Annotated in this window: 14 protein-coding genes, 1 tRNA gene and 1 pseudogene; 9 read left to right on the top strand and 7 right to left on the bottom strand. The window is 45.1% G+C overall.

What is annotated here, in order from left to right; genetic code table 11:
• The first annotated feature begins 49 nt into the window (after positions 1 to 49).
• Positions 50 to 565, top strand: a complete 516-nt coding sequence (locus ATL39_RS04815) for a CcdC family protein (RefSeq protein ID WP_120192166.1) — start codon at positions 50 to 52, stop codon at positions 563 to 565.
• A gap of 15 nt (positions 566 to 580) precedes the next feature.
• Here the strand turns inward: ATL39_RS04815 and ATL39_RS04810 are convergent, their stop codons facing one another.
• Entirely contained in the window at positions 581 to 1030 is a 450-nt protein-coding gene (locus ATL39_RS04810) for a DUF2621 family protein (protein ID WP_120192165.1), read from the bottom strand.
• A 125-nt stretch (positions 1031 to 1155) separates the two neighbouring features.
• Here ATL39_RS04810 and ATL39_RS04805 point away from each other — a divergent pair, with 125 nt between their 5' ends.
• From ATL39_RS04805 to ppc, 3 genes are all read left to right on the top strand, one after another.
• Positions 1156 to 1578, top strand: a complete 423-nt coding sequence (locus ATL39_RS04805; RefSeq protein ID WP_120192164.1) for a YueI family protein — start codon at positions 1156 to 1158, stop codon at positions 1576 to 1578.
• Positions 1579 to 1611: 33 nt separating this feature from the next.
• Positions 1612 to 1800: a hypothetical protein gene (locus ATL39_RS04800; RefSeq protein WP_120192163.1), complete on the top strand. Its 189-nt coding sequence runs from the start codon at positions 1612 to 1614 to the stop codon at positions 1798 to 1800.
• A gap of 214 nt (positions 1801 to 2014) precedes the next feature.
• Complete coding sequence (ppc, locus tag ATL39_RS04795) at positions 2015 to 4768, top strand: phosphoenolpyruvate carboxylase (RefSeq protein WP_120192162.1); 2754 nt, start codon at positions 2015 to 2017, stop codon at positions 4766 to 4768.
• Between the two features lie 50 nt (positions 4769 to 4818).
• Here the strand turns inward: ppc and ATL39_RS04790 are convergent, their stop codons facing one another.
• Complete coding sequence (locus tag ATL39_RS04790) at positions 4819 to 5016, bottom strand: hypothetical protein (RefSeq protein ID WP_120192161.1); 198 nt, start codon at positions 5014 to 5016, stop codon at positions 4819 to 4821.
• Positions 5017 to 5241: 225 nt separating this feature from the next.
• On the opposite strand from ATL39_RS04790, the pseudogene ATL39_RS04785 reads away from it, so the two are divergent.
• From ATL39_RS04785 to ATL39_RS04775, 3 genes and pseudogenes are all read left to right on the top strand, one after another.
• A pseudogene (locus tag ATL39_RS04785) lies at positions 5242 to 5820 on the top strand (peptide-methionine (S)-S-oxide reductase MsrA); the annotation flags it as partial.
• 193 nt (positions 5821 to 6013) lie between these two features.
• The gene (locus tag ATL39_RS04780; RefSeq protein ID WP_120192159.1) at positions 6014 to 7000 is read left to right on the top strand and encodes an ATP-binding cassette domain-containing protein; all 987 of its coding nucleotides are present in this window, start codon (positions 6014 to 6016) and stop codon (positions 6998 to 7000) included.
• A complete protein-coding gene (locus ATL39_RS04775; protein WP_120192158.1) occupies positions 7000 to 7842 on the top strand; it encodes an ABC transporter permease in 843 nt (280 codons plus the stop codon). The genes ATL39_RS04780 and ATL39_RS04775 overlap by 1 nt, the downstream gene beginning before the upstream one ends.
• Before the next feature lie 69 nt (positions 7843 to 7911).
• Here ATL39_RS04775 and ATL39_RS04770 read toward each other — a convergent pair whose 3' ends face one another.
• Together ATL39_RS04770 and ATL39_RS04765 are read right to left on the bottom strand one after the other, a co-directional pair.
• Complete coding sequence (locus tag ATL39_RS04770; RefSeq protein WP_245960922.1) at positions 7912 to 9306, bottom strand: glycoside hydrolase family 30 protein; 1395 nt, start codon at positions 9304 to 9306, stop codon at positions 7912 to 7914.
• A gap of 275 nt (positions 9307 to 9581) precedes the next feature.
• The gene (locus ATL39_RS04765; protein WP_170146838.1) at positions 9582 to 10679 is read right to left on the bottom strand and encodes an N-acetylmuramoyl-L-alanine amidase family protein; all 1098 of its coding nucleotides are present in this window, start codon (positions 10677 to 10679) and stop codon (positions 9582 to 9584) included.
• A 322-nt stretch (positions 10680 to 11001) separates the two neighbouring features.
• On the opposite strand from ATL39_RS04765, the gene ATL39_RS04760 reads away from it, so the two are divergent.
• Both ATL39_RS04760 and ATL39_RS04755 read left to right on the top strand, forming a co-directional pair.
• Positions 11002 to 12534, top strand: a complete 1533-nt coding sequence (locus ATL39_RS04760; protein WP_170146837.1) for an FAD-dependent monooxygenase — start codon at positions 11002 to 11004, stop codon at positions 12532 to 12534.
• Between the two features lie 43 nt (positions 12535 to 12577).
• Positions 12578 to 12790: a hypothetical protein gene (locus ATL39_RS04755; protein ID WP_120192154.1), complete on the top strand. Its 213-nt coding sequence runs from the start codon at positions 12578 to 12580 to the stop codon at positions 12788 to 12790.
• A gap of 41 nt (positions 12791 to 12831) precedes the next feature.
• On the opposite strand, the gene ATL39_RS04750 is transcribed toward ATL39_RS04755, so the two are convergent.
• The 3 genes from ATL39_RS04750 to ATL39_RS17370 form a co-directional block, all read right to left on the bottom strand.
• Positions 12832 to 13215 carry an IDEAL domain-containing protein gene (locus ATL39_RS04750; RefSeq protein ID WP_120192153.1) on the bottom strand — a complete coding sequence of 128 codons (384 nt, stop codon included), beginning with the start codon at positions 13213 to 13215 and terminating at the stop codon, positions 12832 to 12834.
• A gap of 117 nt (positions 13216 to 13332) precedes the next feature.
• Positions 13333 to 13746, bottom strand: coding sequence for an RrF2 family transcriptional regulator (locus tag ATL39_RS04745; RefSeq protein ID WP_170146836.1), 414 nt, complete (start codon positions 13744 to 13746; stop codon positions 13333 to 13335).
• Positions 13747 to 14317: 571 nt separating this feature from the next.
• A tRNA-Sec gene (locus ATL39_RS17370) sits at positions 14318 to 14414 on the bottom strand.
• Between the last annotated feature and the right edge of the window lie 41 nt (positions 14415 to 14455).

The raw sequence follows: 14455 nt of genomic DNA, 5'->3' as shown, positions 1-14455 counted from the left end.
GTTCGGCCCCGGGCATTTAGTACAGGCACGGGGAGGGGAGTGAGTGCAAATGAATATAGCTTTACTGGCAACAACCGCCGGGGCGGCTTGTATGGCAATGATTGCGCTCTTTATCCGAATGAAGGCAATCAAAAAGCCGGCAAGCATAAAGAAAATTATTCTGCCGCCATTTTTCATGTCCACCGGTATGCTGATGTTTGTATATGAACCGGCACGTCTGGTACCGCTTCAAATTATAGAAGCGCTGACCGTCGGCATTATTTTTTCCTTCTTATTAATGCGTACGACCAGCTTTGAAGTACGCAACAGCGATATTTATATGAAGCGCTCGAAAGCTTTTGCTTTTATTTTAATCGGACTGTTGATTGCACGTGTGATATTCAAGCTGATTATTGGAGACGCCATCGAAGTTGCGGAGCTTGGAGGTATGTTTTACTTATTGGCTTTCGGAATGATTATTCCCTGGAGAATCTATATGCTGATCCGTTTTAGAGAAATAGAAAAACGGCATCATGCTTCCATTGATGAACCGGCCTCCGTGTTATCCAAAAAAATGGTTAAATAAAAGCTGCCTTCTCTGTTATTCAGAGGAAGCAGCTTTTTCTTTAAACAAATATTCATACTCAGTTAAATCGATATTCTTTTCCCGGCATTTTTTCCGCAAGAATTTATGATCCCGTTTCGGGGTAGCAAGAATATATCCGCGGATTAAAAGCGGCTCATCTATTGTCTGCGCATGCTCTTCCAGAGCAATCCGGCCTATTTCCCCGGCTATCCGCTCACGTGCCACGTCCCGGAACAGTTCAGGTACAGGCTCAACCAGTTCTTCAAGCAGGTTTTTTTTGGACTGCGGCCATAAATGACTCGTTTCCTGAAGATAGTAATCCTGCCAGTCCAGAATGGAAAGGCCGTCCTCTTTTGGAAAGCGCTTTAAAAATTTGCGGAACATGAAAAAACCGCCTATGAACATAAAGACCGTTAAAAAAACCGACCATGCCATAATAAACCACATAAACGTATCAGAAGGCATCTGAATCCCCTCCATTCATATCGACGATAAAAAAACTGTTTACTCATCTTGCCTTATTTTATCATAGTTTCAAGTATAGTAGTATAATGAAAAGAAGCCCAAAGATAAAAGTAGGAGTGGTAAATATGGCTGGAAAAGAAGTAAACGATATATTAAATGAAGGCATTTACGGAAAAAAAGACATCCGCCCCGATGAAAAGAGGCAGTACCTGGGCGTGTACCGGGAACGTATTCTGCTTGTCCTGACAAAAAAGCAGGTTATGGAAAAAGGCACAAGACCGGAAGTGGAAACGGAAATGAAACAGCATAGAGACGCAGTCATCGTCTTAAATGGAAAGCTCAGCTATCAGGCTCTTAAAGGGTATCAAAAGCTTGCCAAAAAATATGGAATAGACTATACAAATGTTTCCTCGCTGGATAATGTAACAGAAATTGGGCTTGTACTGGCGAAGCCTTACGCTATTCATAAAGAAGAAATTGAAGTAGAAGACAAGCAGCCGGAAGCAGCGCCTCCTAAAAAACCGTGGTGGAAGCGAATTTTTGCGTAGCATCCGCAGAGGAATGGAAGTGAGGGAAAAAGAATGAAGCGTGCTTTATATATGGTGTTAACCGCCGTTGTATTATTATGGACCAGTCCGGCAGCAGCTGCCGACTCACCGGTGAAGAACCAGGATCTTACTGGAATATTTATCTTAATAACCATTGGCATGTTCGCTGTGATTATTGCGGTGTTTGTCTGGTTTTTAAATAAATACAAAAAGAATAAATAGGCTGAGCCGGATCATTCCGGCCGGTCATTAATCGATATTTTACTAAGATGCACAAAAAGTTTTGATTATTTTGCATATTTGATGGTAGTATATATAGATACCTGCTGAAGCGGGTGTCTTTTTATACAAATCAAGGGTCGCCAAACGTCCTTGCGGGACATGTAATGACCCAAAAATCGATGTGAAGATCGTATCAACCAGGAGGAAACTAACCATGACACAGACAGATAATCAAAGCAGCCTGCTTCGAAATGATGTAAAGAAGCTTGGTACCATTCTCGGGAAGATATTAAAGCATCACGGAGGAGACACACTTTTTAATCAAGTAGAGGAGATTAGAAAATCAACAATTGAACTCCGCCAGGATTTTGATGAAGAGGCGTACAATGAATTAAAACAAAAAATCAGCAGGTTAAAGCCGCCGATGCGCCAGCACGTAATCCGCGCATTTTCTACATACTTTAACCTGGTAAATATTGCAGAGCAGAACCACCGGATCCGCAGACGCCGCCAGTATCAGCTCGAAGATGACGGTGTAGCCCAGCCGTTTTCTATTGAAGGAGCCGTTACGTCGATCAAAGAAAATAATATTTCTACAGAAGTAATTGAAGACGTTCTGCAGAAGCTTTCGCTCGAGCTTATTATTACAGCTCATCCAACAGAAGCAACGAAACGGACGGTACTTGAAATACAAAAGCGTATTTCCACTATTCTGCAGCAGCTGGATAGTCCTGTCCTGACAAAGCGGGAGCGTAAAAATCTGGATGAAAGCCTGTTTAACGAAGTAACGGCGCTGTGGCAGACAGATGAACTGCGCCATCGTAAGCCTACCGTTATGGATGAAGTAAGAAACGGCCTTTATTATTTTGACCAGACATTATTTGAAGTGCTTCCTGATATTCATCAGGAGCTGGAAGAACAGCTGGAAGAGCACTATCCGGACACGCAGTGGAAGGTACCTAACTTTCTTACCTTCGGTTCATGGATCGGCGGAGATAGAGACGGAAATCCAAACGTAACGCCGGAAATTACCTGGGAGACATTAACAAGACAGCGCGAGCTGGTACTGAAAAAGTATAAAAAAGTAATTGAGGAATCGATGAGACGCTTCAGCCACTCCTCGGCCCGTACGACAATTGATGAATCTCTTGTTCTACAGGTAGGGCATGAAGAAGAGAAGTATCTGCAGCCGGATGAAATCTGGCCGGTGGTTTCAGAAGTCTACCGCCGCAAGTTTGCGGTTATCTTAAAGCGTCTTAGTGAAACAGGTGTATCTGAAAACGGATATGAGTATTCAGAGGAACTGCTGGAGGATCTTAACTCCATTAAAGAGAGCGTAGAAAAGCATCAGCCGTCGCACCACCGTCTCAAGATGATCAGAAAGCTGATCAGGCAGGTTCAGCTGTTTGGTTTTCACCTGGCTTCTCTTGATATTAGAAATCACAGTGGAGAGCACGAATCGGCGCTGGCAGAAGTGCTGAAAGCTGTGCACATTACCGATAATTATGCCGAGCTGGAAGAATCCGAAAAAACCGCGATTCTTGAAAAAGTTCTGAATGATCCAAGACCGCTCCTGCTTTCCAAGGACAGCTACTCCAAAGAGACGCAGGAAATGCTGAAGGTATTTACTATGATCAAACAGGCTCATGAAGAATTCGGCTCCCGCTCCATTGAAGTGTATTTAATCAGCATGGCGGAATCCGCAAGCGACATTCTTGAAGTACTTGTTCTTGCCAAAGAAGCAGGTATCTATGCTCAGCTTCCGGATGGTACAGTGAAAAGCGGACTTCATGTGGCACCGCTGCTCGAAACCATTGACGATCTGGTAGCCGGTCCGGCTATCATGAAGCAGATGTTCGAAATGGACGTCTACCGCCGTCATCTGGAAGTCAGAGGAAATCATCAGGAAGTAATGCTCGGTTATTCAGATGGAAGCAAAGACGGCGGAACGATGACCGCAAACTGGAAGCTGTTTAAAGCCCAGCAGGAAATTCATGACGTAGCAAAAGACTATGAAATCGGCCTTAAGTTTTTCCACGGACGCGGAGGTTCACTGGGACGTGGAGGCGGCCCGTTAAACCGGAGTATTCTTTCCCAGCCGGCCGAAACACTGGGAGACGGCGTGAAAATTACCGAGCAGGGAGAAGTGTTAAGCTCCCGCTATCTGCTGGAGGATATTGCTTACAGAAGCCTGGAACAGGGAGCTTCCGCGCTGCTTGAATCCACGGCCAAAACATCACAGGCGTCCGAACGTGCCGATCATAGGGAAAGTACATGGGAAGAGGCTATGGAACGTGTGTCCAGCCATTCTCTGAAAAAATACCAGTCTCTTGTATTCGGAGATCCGGATTTTCTTACCTACTTCAACGAAGCGACTCCGCTCAATGGACTTGGCGCGCTTAACATTGGCTCCCGCCCAATGAGCCGGAAAAACAGCAGTAAGTTTGAAGACCTCCGTGCGATTCCATGGGTATTTGCATGGACGCAGAGCAGGCAGTTAATTCCGGCCTGGTACGCGGCAGGAACAGGCCTTCAGGCATTCGCGGAAGAAGACGCAGGCAACCTGGAGCTTCTGAAGAAAATGTATCAGGAATGGCCGTTTTTCCAATCAACGGTAAATAATCTGCAGATGGCATTAATGAAAGCTGATATAAACACAGCAAAAGAATATACCAAATTGGTAAATGATGAAAAAATTGCTGAACGTATTTTCAGTGATATTACGGATGAATACAATAAAACACGTAGTATTCTGCTTGAAATTACGGAAAAACAGGAACTTCTCGATCATACGCCGAATATTCAAGAGTCGGTCTGGAGAAGAAATCCTTATGTAGATCCACTGAACTTCCTTCAGGTAGAACTGATAAAGCTTATGCGTGAAGAAGATGAACAGTCTGAAGAGCTGCTGACAGAAATGCTGTTGACTATCAGCGGTATTGCTGCCGGCCTTAGAAACACAGGCTGATATGATACAAAAAAAGCACCGCTTTCCGAAAAGGAGAGCGGTGCTTTTATTTATCCGGCGCTTTTATGCTTTTGGTAGCTGATAACACGAAAGATGAGATTGGTGAGCGGGAATAAAGCTGCAAGAATTAATAAACTTCCCCACAGAATATTGCCGGCGATAAAATGAATAAAAGCCAGGACAATACAAATAACAAACAGCAGTACAAGCCAGGCAATTTTAAGCTTAAAGGCTGTTGAACCTTTCATGGAAACACCTCTTTTATAGAATCATACAGTCCCGTCAATTATAGCAAGAGAAACATCAAATTGACCAGCGCCTTCCTTTTGCCCTGAACAGATTTCTCATATACACTAAAAGAAGACAAAAAGAAAGAAGGTGGCACGATGCAGGAAAACAATCAATTGCACCAGGACACATTGGGCATTAGAACAGAACAGGCCATTTTCGGCCTTGGCTGATTCTGGGGACCGGATGCCCAGTTTGGGCAGCTTAAAGGAGTAGTAAGAACACAGGTCGGCTATACCGGGGGTGCGAAAGAGGACCCGACTTACCGGAGAATGGGGGATCATACGGAATCCCTGCTGATTGAATATGATCCTTCCTATTTGAGCTACGAGGATCTCCTGAATATGTTCTGGAGCGCGCATAATCCCCGGAAAAAAAGCCTGTTCCGCGATCGGCAGTATATGTCTCTTTTGATCTACAATAACCAACAGCAGCACGAGACGGCTCTGAGATCAAAAGAAATGTGGGAAAAAGAGCTGGGAGGACCTATTAAAACGGAATTTCAGGAAGCTTCCACGTTTTATCAGGCAGAGGATTATCACCAGAAGTACTTTCTGAAACGGTTTCCGCGTGCGGTCAAAGCGCTTGAGTCAGTGTATCCGACGGCAAGGCAGCTGACAGATTCCACAGTGGCAGCCAGAATGAACGGGATGGTACGTGGATCCGGCAAGACGGCTGAATTAAAAAAAGAACTGCTGACCTGGAACATTTCGGAGCAGGAAAAAACACAGCTGCTGCAGGCGCTTGATCAGGTACGCTGGTAGAAAAATCAGAATAGGCAGCAACCCGGGACTCCTGTGTAACAGGAGTCTTTTTTTATAAAAATAAACCTTGAAATCAAACGTATGTTCGTATAAAATAAGTGTATACTACATAATATAATCAGTGCCAGAATCATATAAGTATACAACTTAATAATTCAGAATATTTAAAATTAATTACATAAGGAGGGATAAAATGAAAAGACAGGAAGTTAACAGTCCAATTGCTATTGAAGCAAAAGGTCTGGTAAAACGGTTTGGGACGAATGCCGCTGTTGATGGGGTCGATTTATCTATTCCTAAAGGATCGGTTTATGGTTTCCTCGGACCGAATGGTGCAGGAAAAACAACAACAATCCGCATACTTGCCACGCTGCTGGAACCAAGCAGTGGATCTGCTTCTATTCTGGGCCTTGACTTAAAAAGAGATGCCCATCACATCCGCGGGAAAATCAGCCTGACAGGCCAGTTTGCTTCTGTAGATGAAGATCTCACAGGATTGGAAAACTTAGTAATGGTAGCCAGGCTTTTAGGGTTTTCCTGGAAAGAAGCAAAAAAGCGTGCCATGGAGCTGCTGACTGCATTTGGCCTCAAGGAAGCCGCTAGGCAGCAGGTGAAAAATTATTCCGGCGGCATGCGCAGGCGCCTTGATGTAGCCGCAAGCATTGTTGTTGCTCCGGAAATATTGTTCCTGGATGAACCGACAACCGGACTCGATCCAAGAAGCAGAAACCAGGTATGGGATATTATCCGGACTCTTGCAGAGAGCGGCACAACCGTTCTTTTGACGACCCAGTATTTAGATGAAGCCGATCAGCTGGCTGAAAGGATTGCAGTGATTGATGAAGGGAAAATTATTGCCGAAGGAACAAGCAGAGAGTTAAAAGCCTCTGTTGGAGCAGGGGCCCTGTCGATCCAGTTCTCTGACGAAGGGTCCCGCATCAAGGGAGAACGGCTTATAAAACAACGGCTGCCGGCTGTTCTTCAGTCCCAGCCGGACGCTGCTTCACTTACGGTTAGAACGTCTCATGCAAATGAAGGAATAACCGTACTGGATATATTGGCTCAGGCTGGTATTGAAGTGATTGATTTTTCTTTCGGTAACCCGACGCTTGATGAAGTATTTCTTGCACTAACCGGTGAGGCAGCCGGGGACAAAAATAAGAAAGAAGGTATAAAATAATGAAAACGCCGGTTTCTTCTATTTCCACTACCGCGCAGGAATCGCTCCGGGATTCGATCGCGCGGGAAAAAAAGCAGGACAGGCGGGCAGGTGCTCTTTCTGCTTCGGTCACTTTTGGATGGAGGGCGCTTTTAAAAATCAAGCACGTCCCGGAACAGCTTTTTGACGTAACGGCTTTTCCAATAATTTTTCTATTAATGTTTACGTATCTATTCGGGGGAGCTATAGCAGGATCGACAGGAGATTATTTACAGTTTCTCCTTCCCGGCATTCTGGTAATGACGGTTACGATGATCACCATGTACACCGGCATGGATTTGAATAAAGATATCGTTAAAGGGGTGTTTGACCGCTTCCGCACACTCCCAATCTGGAGACCGGCTCTGCTGGTCGGAGCACTTGCCGTAGATATGGTCCGTTATTCCATGGCCGCTTTTATTATGATATCTCTTGGTCTTCTTCTCGGTTTTCGGCCTGAAGGCGGTACGGTTGGAGTATTGGCTGCGGTGGCTCTTCTGCTCGTATTTTCCTTTAGTTTTTCCTGGATCTGGACGGCGCTTGGCATTATGATGAGGTCTGAGAAATCACTTATGATGATCAGCATGATGTTTTTATTCCCGCTCACGTTTGTAAGTAACGTTTTTGTTGACCCGGCAACGCTTCCTTCCTGGCTGCACGGATTTGTAGAGTGGAACCCAATTTCTTTACTTGTCACAGCGATCAGAGGGCTTATGCATGGATCTGCATCGATCGAAGACATTGGGTGGGTGCTGCTCGTTTCTATGTTACTGACAGCTGTTTTTGCTCCTCTCACCATGTATTTATTCCGTCATAAGAGATAAAGCCGGCAGATGCCGGTTTGTATATCATGTAATAAGGCCCTCCCCATATTATAGGGAGGGCCTTAGCAGTTACCAGGTAAAGGTTACGGCTGATTCAGAAGGAAGGGAGTACATAAATGATTCGTCGCCTTCTTTTACTTTAAACTCTTCTTCATCGGCGCTGAGGTTGGCTGCAATCAATACTTTGGAACCGTCCGGATTCTCAAAAGCCACCGTTTCAATCGAATCTTCATAGTGGGTGGAATCGATACGGACTGCTCCGGTTTCGACAAATTTACTTGCATGCCCGAGCGTGTAGTACTCGACGTTCTCCGTAACGTCTCCTGTTTCCGGATCAATAGTGACGACACCGCGGCAGTCAGGGCACCCGCCGTTTTGCGGACCATCGGAAGGATCCAGTGCCAGATTCCAGAAAAGAATGCTTTCGGCATAATTTCTCGTGCCGCCGATCAGCATATTGGTCATATTCCAGCTCAGGTTCTCCCCAAAATCGGTATTCCAGCTGCCGCCGCTGCATTCTGTAACGTACATGTTTTTGTTCGGATAGGCTTCATGCACGTCCGTCATAGCTTCCGGTTCGCCGCCGTAGCAGTGAAAAGCTGTTCCGTCCGTGTATTCATTTGCCTGTTCATCGCCCAGCACGGCGTTGGCATAATCAAGTCCTGTATCCCAGTTATGATCAAAGGCGATGATTTCTGTATCAATATTGTTTTCTTCAAAAGCGGGACCAAGCTGTTCTTTAATAAACGTACGCTGTTCGATGCCATTCATGCTCATCGTCGGATACTCATCAGAAGTGTATTCCGGCTCGTTTTGAACCGTGATGGCATCTATTTCGACGCCTTCTTCTTCATAAGCCTGAATGTATTTTACGAAGTACTGCGCATACGTTTCGTAAATTTCCGGATCTGTGTAATCAAGAAATGATCCATTGAACGTATACTCTTCTTTCATCCAGGGCGGGGCAGACCAGGGAGAGCCGAGTATGAATGTGTCATCATTTTTATCCTGAATTTCGTCCAGTAAAGACCATACTTCTCGATCCGGTTCAATAGAGAAATTGTCCAGATTATAATCGGTGCTGCCCTCAGCTGCGTCACTATAGGAATAGCTGAGCGGATCGCCGTTTTCATCAACGGAATAATCAGAGGCGCCGATAGAATGACGGATAAAATTCAGGCTGATGCCATCGTCTGTAAATATGTCATCCAGCAGGTCGTCTTTCTGGGAAGGAGTCAGCACGTTATTAATTAAATAGGCTGAAGAACCGGTGACTGCCATGCCGAATCCTTCTATTTCCTGATAGGTAACGGCTGGGTCCACTTCCACTGTAAGAGGGGCCTCCGGCGTCTCTTCATCCGGCTGGAACTCCTGTTCCTGCTGCTCGTCAAGCAGGTTTTCCTCATCCCCTGTAGTAAGCCATACCTCTGCGCTGTTGTCCAGATAATCGGCGAGCCGAAACACGCCGATTACAGCAGCAAGCAGACCGGCAAGTATAAGTGCTGTTCGTAACCATTTGTTTTTAAGTATATAGACCGCTCCTTTATAGTTTTAGAATAGCCGGAAAATCAGGCACTTATTTATTATATCTATTTTAACGAACGAAATACAATAAAGTAACTTATATATCGAACAATATGATCAATACCTGAAAAAACCTTACTACACAAAAAACGCTTCGGCCTAAATGATAGGCCGAAGCGTTTCTTACATGAGTGTTTCATTTGAAACACTTATTATCAATTATAGTAGCGCTCCAGTCCTCTAACAATGGCACTGGCCGCTGCCTCGCGAAATGCACTTGAACGAAGTTTCGCTGCATCAGACGGTTCATCGATAAAAGCCGTCTCAGCCAGAACAGCCGGCATGGACGTATTGCGAATAACAGAAAAATTACCATCGCGGCTGCCGCGGTCTGCTGTTCCGAGAGCCTTCACCATTTCCTCCTGGATCAGACCGGCAAGTTCTGCCCCGTCCCGGCTGCCGGAATAATAAAATGTTTCCGAGCCGGATGCGGCACCGTTAAATGCATTTGCATGAATGCTGACAAAACTGTCGGCATTGGCCGAATTGGCGATTTGGGCACGCCTTTCCAGTCCTACATATACATCATTGCTGCGCGTCATCACTACGTTTGAGCCCGCAGCGTTTAATTTCTGCTCGACGCGGCGTCCGATATCAAGAACGACGTCTTTTTCCTGAAGGCCGTTTCCTACGGCACCAGGATCACTGCCGCCGTGGCCGGGGTCAATTGCTATCGTTTCCCCGGTTAGCGGGCTGCCTGCAACAGGTGAAGGAGAGCTGCCTTCTACTACGGACAGGTAGCTGAGGCTCACGTAGCCGTATGTGTCATTGAAATAAATAAGCGCCCAGTTGCCCACCGTGGACTCGACTTCAACTGTCGTGCCGTTAGGAAGAGAACCACGGATTTCTGAAGATGCATTGGCTCCGGAGCGGACATTCAGGCTGGTGTTAACGCCTGTCACAGTTCCCTGATACTCTCCTGTCCGACCGCTGGAGCCGGCAGACGGTTTATTTAAATCAACGTAGTTCATGCTGACGTATCCATATGTATCGTTGAAGTAAATCAATGCCCAGTTTCCTACAATATCCTCAATTTCGATCGTAGAGCCATTTGGCAGCCCGCCCCTGATCTCTGAAGACGCATTGGCTCCAGAACGGACGTTCAGGCTGCTTTCTACGCCGCTTACGATTCCTGTCCGGCTTGTTTCTTCTGCGCTGGCTTCTTTATGCTCCTGAAACGGGGAAAAGAAAAACAGCAGGCTTGTAACAGCCAAAGCAAAAACCATAATAACGGCTGTCTGTTTTTTGTACATATATCGCTCCTTTTCGTATGTCGGTTGCTTCCATTTCCCTGAATCAGGGCAATATCCTAGGGTAAAACAGCTTATGTATACAGAGAAAAGGAAGCCCATACATGAAATACTACCTGTGCGGATATAAGATGGAAAGTCCTATTCTTGAATTAGTGCTTACCTCGCGCTGGATAAATTAGCTATTATCGGAAGAAAAGTGGTATTTCGTACAGGCAGTGATATTCTTTTTAAAATCCATGCAGGATTATAGGCACTGAAGGGTATAGTCGTAAAAAGGACTGATTACATGACGGCAGGAAGTACGGAAAGGAAGGGCATACTTATGAACAAGCAGGAAGTTATTATAATCGGGGCAGGACCAACCGGGCTGACGCTGGCGCTTGAACTTTCCCGTTACCATATTCCGTTTCGGATTATAGCAAAAGACAGCGGGCCCGGCGAAGCGTCAAGGGCAATGGCCGTAGTGCCGCGGACGCTGGAGTTTTACCGGCAGTTTGGCATAGACCAGGAAGTAATTAATAACGGCATTAAACTGGATAATATTTTAGTAAGGGTAGAGGGAGAAGAAAAAGCCAAGGTGAACTTTCAGCAGCTGGGCGGGGATTTAAGTCCCTATCCGTTTGTACTGACTTACCCCCAGGATGACCACGAAGCTTTTCTTATCGAAAAACTTAAAAAACAGGGGACAGAAATAGAATGGGGAACCGAACTGGTATCATTTTCCCATCATGCTGAGGGCACAACGGCTATCGTAAAAAAAGAAGGGCAGCTAGAAGAAATTCAAAGTGCTTATCTGGTAGGCTGTGACGGTGCATCAAGTGTGGTACGGACTGAATTGGATATAGACTTTAAAGGAGGTACCTATCCGCAGATTTTCTGCGTCATTGATATCGAAGGAGAAGGGGAGGCGATTAGTTCAAGAAGCATGAATATGTGTTTCAGCGGAGATGAATTTGCGATATTTATGCCCGTTCGAAGCAGCGGAACAACCAGGTTAATCAGCATTATCCCAAAAGAACTGCAGGACCAGGGAAAAACGTCCTTTGAAGAGATCAAGCCATTTTTGGAATCGGCCTTTAAAGTGCGTATTGATAAAGTAAATTGGTATTCCACGTACAGTGTTCATCACCGTGTGGCAGAGCGTTTTCAAAAAGGACGGGTGTTTCTGGCCGGAGATGCCGCTCATATACACAGTCCAGCCGGAGGACAGGGAATGAATACCGGAATTGGCGATGCGGTGAACCTGGGATGGAAGCTGGCATCGGTTATCCAGAAGCGGGCGGATGCCACGGTACTGGAAACGTACAGTCCCGAACGACGTGATTTTGCGAAAGTGCTTGTAGCCAGTACCGACCGTGCGTTTACGCGGATTGTAGCAAAAGACAAGCCGAGCAAGCTGCTGCGCAAAAACATTATACCCGCAGGCATTCCCCTGTTGAACTATTCGGCTTTTATCCGCCGGATCGTATTTAATATCCTATCGCAGATCCGCGTTAACTATAAAAAAAGCGAACTGAGCTATGGGCATAAAAACAGGCTTTATGCCGGCCAGCGCCTTCCGTATACCGGTTATAATTACGACGCTCTCAAAGAAATGGACTGGCAGATCCACATTTATGGACAGGCAAGTGCCTCAATGAAAGAATTTGCTTCCACGCACCATATCACTTTATTCGAATGGGTATGGAACAAACGGGCAGCTAAAGCGGGTCTTGTGGAAGATGCGCTCTGCTTTATCCGCCCGGACGGGCATATTGGATTTTTAAGTGAGTATCAGGACACTCATGAGCTGAAAGCCTATATGAGAGAGCATGGTATTGTAACGGAAGCTGCAATCAGCAGTACAATGGAATAGGGAAAACGTGATATAGTAGAGGAAACCCGAAAAGGGGGGGCTTATGCAAATATCAAAAGCACGGTTCACTTTGATGTGTGTCTGTCATACTATGATGTTTCTTTTTTCTGCTTTGCTGCTGGGCCTTCTGCTCAGTGGAATACTTACAACGGAAAGAAATACGCTGTACCTGGTACTCGGAACTGTTATTCTTTTTTCCAGTATCATTGGAATAGACAATATGCTGAAAATGCTGGAAGAAAGAAAAACGGCATAAAAAAGCCCCGTTTCTTATAAAGAAGCGGGGCTTTTCAGTGTCTATGAGTTGTTGCTCTGCGTATTGTTAGGTTTAGACTCGAGCAGTAACAGGCCTGAAGAGGTCTGATCCCGCTGCTGTAGTTCGTAAAGAGAAGTGGTCAGTTCCATAAACCATTCTTTATCATTGGATTCCAGCGCCAGGTCAATCATATTAAGCAGGCCGGCTTCGTAATCAAGGCCTGCATCTTCCAGCTTCGTTACTTTCTGCTGAATCAGCGCTATCTTGCGGCCGATGGACGTTTTGTTATCAGAAGATACTACAACAAGCGTTACCGTTTCATTTAATGAATTCACGTGGTCAACGTAGCCAAAGATCAGTTCATCATTATTTGTCACAGCTTTTACCCAATCACCATATTGAAGCGTATCTTTTCTTGTGAGCATTCTGTAAACCTCCTCAAAGGATATCTATAAAATAGAGAGTGCCTTGTCTTCGGGTCCATGTCGGGAATGCATTGAATCTGTTCTCATTGTACCGTACAGGGGTACAGCACCGTCAACTTATCTGCTTTTATCCCAAAGATCGGATAAGTCGGCAATGGTGTAGTTTTTTAAAAAGTCTCCTAAGTGCTCTTCGGCATCGGTGAAGATGATGGACAAAAGCGTGTTCGTAGAAGAATGAAGAGAGTAGGAAACCTTTTCCTCCGCTCCTTTAGGGCGCAGGGTGCCTTCCGCAGTTACCTGATAGATATCCCATAAATTAATCCGGCTCGAATCTCCCTTTAGAGAAAATCCTCCGCCGATGCCTTCCTTTGATTCTACATATCCGCAGTCTCTAAGAACGCTCAGTACTTTTCTTACCTGGACCGGGTGAGCCTGTGCGCTGGATGCTATTTCAGCACTTCTTGCATAGCGTTCCGGTTTTGCATCGAGAAACAATAAACTATGCACAGCCAGCGTAAATTCTCTATTCACAGGCATCACCCTTTCCAGAAAAGCGATCCTTACTTATACTGTAAGTGTAATTGTTACAGAAAATTCTGTCAATTAAAAAGATTTAAAAAGTGAAAACGGTTTTTCAATGACATCTGCTTCAATAAAGACAGTACACAAATATCTGCTGCATGCCTATCTAGAAGTATGGTTATCGAATGTAATTAATACTATGAGGGACGTGGGATTGAAGGTTTTTTTAATAATTTTTATTGAGATGAAAATTATTTTGATAATAAATGGACTGAAAAATAGATAATCCTATGTTTGGCGTGTGATTAAACAATTTAAGCGGAGTTTTGAAATTTACGGAAATAACCATTAAATCCTATAGGCAGTATGGGAAAGGCTTGAATTATCTATGTAGAAAGTAACGAATAAAAAATAAGGGGATTTTAAATAATATGTATTAAAAGGGATAACGTTCCAGCGGAGTGTAATAAGGTCAATTTATTGTTATCTTTTTGCATGGAAGGGAGATAAAGCAGAGTAACATATTAATAAAAACCCCCTATATTGTATATAGAAGGCTGCGAAAATAAAATTATATGTATGGCGGGACTGTGTGGGAATCGAACCCACCGGAGACGGCACGCGCCTCCCTGAAGGTTTTGAAGACCTCGGCAAGCACCAGCTACACAACCAGCCCTTAGAAAACCATTCATATCAGTGTTTTTACCACATTATCGAA

The organism is Sinobaca qinghaiensis, from assembly GCF_003610495.1.
Taxonomy (GTDB): Bacteria; Bacillota; Bacilli; order Bacillales; family Marinococcaceae; genus Sinobaca; species Sinobaca qinghaiensis.
The sequence above is the reverse complement of the archived record's forward strand: the minus strand, read 5'-3'. Positions and strand labels throughout refer to the sequence as shown.

What these genes read in the sequence shown, in the direction of transcription:
- ATL39_RS04815 (WP_120192166.1), top strand. Translation starts at nt 50, where the DNA reads ATGAATATAGCTTTACTGGCAACAACCGCCGGGGCGGCTTGTATGGCA.
- ATL39_RS04810 (WP_120192165.1), bottom strand. Translation starts at nt 1,030, where the DNA reads ATGCCTTCTGATACGTTTATGTGGTTTATTATGGCATGGTCGGTTTTT.
- ATL39_RS04805 (WP_120192164.1), top strand. Translation starts at nt 1,156, where the DNA reads ATGGCTGGAAAAGAAGTAAACGATATATTAAATGAAGGCATTTACGGA.
- ATL39_RS04800 (WP_120192163.1), top strand. Translation starts at nt 1,612, where the DNA reads ATGAAGCGTGCTTTATATATGGTGTTAACCGCCGTTGTATTATTATGG.
- ppc (WP_120192162.1), top strand. Translation starts at nt 2,015, where the DNA reads ATGACACAGACAGATAATCAAAGCAGCCTGCTTCGAAATGATGTAAAG.
- ATL39_RS04790 (WP_120192161.1), bottom strand. Translation starts at nt 5,016, where the DNA reads ATGAAAGGTTCAACAGCCTTTAAGCTTAAAATTGCCTGGCTTGTACTG.
- ATL39_RS04780 (WP_120192159.1), top strand. Translation starts at nt 6,014, where the DNA reads ATGAAAAGACAGGAAGTTAACAGTCCAATTGCTATTGAAGCAAAAGGT.
- ATL39_RS04775 (WP_120192158.1), top strand. Translation starts at nt 7,000, where the DNA reads ATGAAAACGCCGGTTTCTTCTATTTCCACTACCGCGCAGGAATCGCTC.
- ATL39_RS04765 (WP_170146838.1), bottom strand. Translation starts at nt 10,679, where the DNA reads ATGTACAAAAAACAGACAGCCGTTATTATGGTTTTTGCTTTGGCTGTT.
- ATL39_RS04760 (WP_170146837.1), top strand. Translation starts at nt 11,002, where the DNA reads ATGAACAAGCAGGAAGTTATTATAATCGGGGCAGGACCAACCGGGCTG.
- ATL39_RS04755 (WP_120192154.1), top strand. Translation starts at nt 12,578, where the DNA reads ATGCAAATATCAAAAGCACGGTTCACTTTGATGTGTGTCTGTCATACT.
- ATL39_RS04750 (WP_120192153.1), bottom strand. Translation starts at nt 13,215, where the DNA reads ATGCTCACAAGAAAAGATACGCTTCAATATGGTGATTGGGTAAAAGCT.